A 2,414-nucleotide genomic window follows, 5' to 3' on the forward strand; every position below is an offset into this window, starting at 1 on the left:
GTTGCGGAGCTCACCCGTCGGGACGGCCAGGTCCAGGGACGGGAAGCGGGCGTACAGGGCCGGGAGGGCCACGCCCGCCTCCAGGCGGGACAGGGCCGCGCCCGGGCACACATGCGGCCCGTATCCGAAGGAGATGTGCCGGCCCGCAGTGGGGCGCGTGATGTCGAAGGTTCCGGCCGACGGCCCGTGGGCCGCCTCGTCCCGCCCGATCGCCCCGTACGAGACGATCAACGCCTCCCCCGCCGGAAGCACCCGGTCCCCGACGGGCACGTCCTCCGTCGCGAAGCGGATCAGGACGTGCGACGTCGGCGTCGAGTACCGCAGGGTCTCCTCGATCACCGCGGACCAGTCGGCCTCACCCGAAAGGACCAACGCGCGCTGCTCCGGATGCGTGGACAGGTTGACCACCGCGTTGACGATGAGCGAGATCGTCGTCTCATGGCCCGCCGCCACCATCAGCTGCAGCGTGGAGACGATCTCCTCGTCGGTGAGGTGGTCACCGTTGTCGGATGCCTGGACCAGCGCGGAGGTCAGGTCGTCCCCCGGCTCCGCCCGCTTCGCCGGCACCGTCTCCGCCATGATCTGCGCCAGCTCGGTGAGCGTCGCGATGACCTCCTCCGGCGGAGTCTGCGTCGAGAAGAACTTGTCGAACAGCACCTTCATCCGGGGAAGCCGGGACCTGTCGAGGCCCATGAGGTCCGCCACGACGTACATCGGGAGCGGATAGGCGAACTCCGCCTTCAGGTCGACCACCGACCCGTCCGTGGGCAGCCCGTCGAGCAGGTCCTCCGTCAGCTTCGAGATCTTCTCGCGCATCCCCTCCACCCGCCGCGGCGTCAGCGCCTGCGCGACCAGGGCGCGGAGCCGGCGGTGGTCCGCGCCGTCCACCGTCAGCATGGAACGGCCCGGGTTCGCGAGCCCGATCAGCGGCCAGTCCGGCGCGATCTCGCCGCGCTGCCAGGCGCCCCAGACGTTGATGTCCTTCACCAGCCGGGGATCGGTGAGCAGTTGCCGCGCCTCCGCGTGGTGGGTCACCGCCCACACGGGGACACCGCCCGGAAGTTCCACGGCCGCCAGCGGTCCGGCCGCACGCAGCGCGGCGCTCTCCCCCTCCAGATCGGAGACGAAGGGGTCGAGCACGATACGGGTCTGTTCGGGGTCGGTGTCGGTCTCGATGTCGGTCTCGGTGTCGGTCGTCATGCGCGCGTGCCTCCAACGGCAGGAGTGGGCGTGAACGTCACCGGCAGCTCCGTCAGACCGCGCAGCCACGGTGACGGGCGGCGGGTCAGGGACTCGGCGGGTACGGCCAGGTCGATGTCCGGCAGGCGGTCCAGGACGACCTCGATCCCGGTCCGGGCGATGACCTCCGCCACCTCCTGCGCCGGGAACGGGCACCGGTGCTCCCCGTGCCCGAACGAGAAGTGCGCGTTGTTGCCCCCGGTCAGGGCGGAGCCGTCGGTACGGACCCGGGGGTCGGAGTTGGCGCCCTGCAGGCCGAGCAGCAGCAGGTCGCCCGCGCGGATGCGGCGGTCGCCGAGGCGGGTGTCGCGGGACGCCCAGCGGCCGGCCACGTTCTGGGTGGGGGTGTCCTCCCACAGGACCTCGTTCATGGCCTCGGCCACGCTGTTGCGGCCGCCGAAGAGGGAGGCCGCGAAACGCTCGTCCGTCAGCATCAGCCGCAGCGAGTTGCCGATCCAGTCGGCGGTGGGCTGGTGCCCGGCCGCCGTCATGACCATGAGGTCCTGGAGGATCTCCTCGTCCGTGAACGCCTCTCCGGGGCCCGAGGCCCGCGCCAGCATCCGCGACACCACGTCGTCCATCGGGGCCGCTCTCCGGTCAGCCACCAACCGGGCCATGGACGAGGCGAGATGAGCCTGCCCCGCGAGGGCGCGCTCCCGGCCGTCGATCATGTCGTTCAGGGCGCCGACCAGCCCCGGGCCCTGCTCCTCCGCGAAGCCGAAGAGCGCCGCCAGCACCCGTACCGGCAGCAGCATCGCGTAGCCCGCGACCAGGTCCGCCTCGCCCCTGTGGCACACCGCGTCGATCAGTTCGTCGGCCAACCGCTCGGCGAGGGCGCGGAGTTGGAAGGGGTCGACGGCTTCGAGCGCGTTGCTGAGCATCGCGGCGCGCTCGCGGTGGCGTTCGCCGACCGTGTAGAGGATCGAGGGCTGCTTGCGGCCGATCATCGGCAGCAGCGGCCAGTCGTCGGGGATGTCCGGCCACTGGTTCCACAGGTCGGAGTCGCGGCTGTACAGCACCGGATCGGCGGTCACCTGGTGCAGCTCGCGGTACCCGAGCACCAGCCACGCCGGTACGCCCCCGTCGAGCACGACGGGCGCCACGGCACCGTATTCACGGCGCAACTCCCGGTACAGGACCTCCGGTTCGCTCTGGAGGCGGGGGGTGCCGAGGGG

General features: G+C 71.7%; 2 protein-coding genes. Both read right to left on the reverse strand.

What is annotated here, in order from left to right:
- Positions 1-1,200, reverse strand: a 1,200-nt coding sequence (locus FNH08_RS48835; RefSeq protein ID WP_152778350.1) for a cytochrome P450 family protein, incomplete at its 3' end; no start/stop codon positions are given.
- The coding region (locus FNH08_RS48840) for a cytochrome P450 (RefSeq protein ID WP_152778351.1) at positions 1,197-2,414 on the reverse strand (1,218 nt) is incomplete at its 5' end. The genes FNH08_RS48840 and FNH08_RS48835, both read right to left, overlap by 4 nt.

Origin of the sequence: Streptomyces spongiae (assembly GCF_009377185.1) — a bacterium.
Lineage (GTDB): Bacteria > Actinomycetota > Actinomycetes > Streptomycetales > Streptomycetaceae > Streptomyces > Streptomyces spongiae.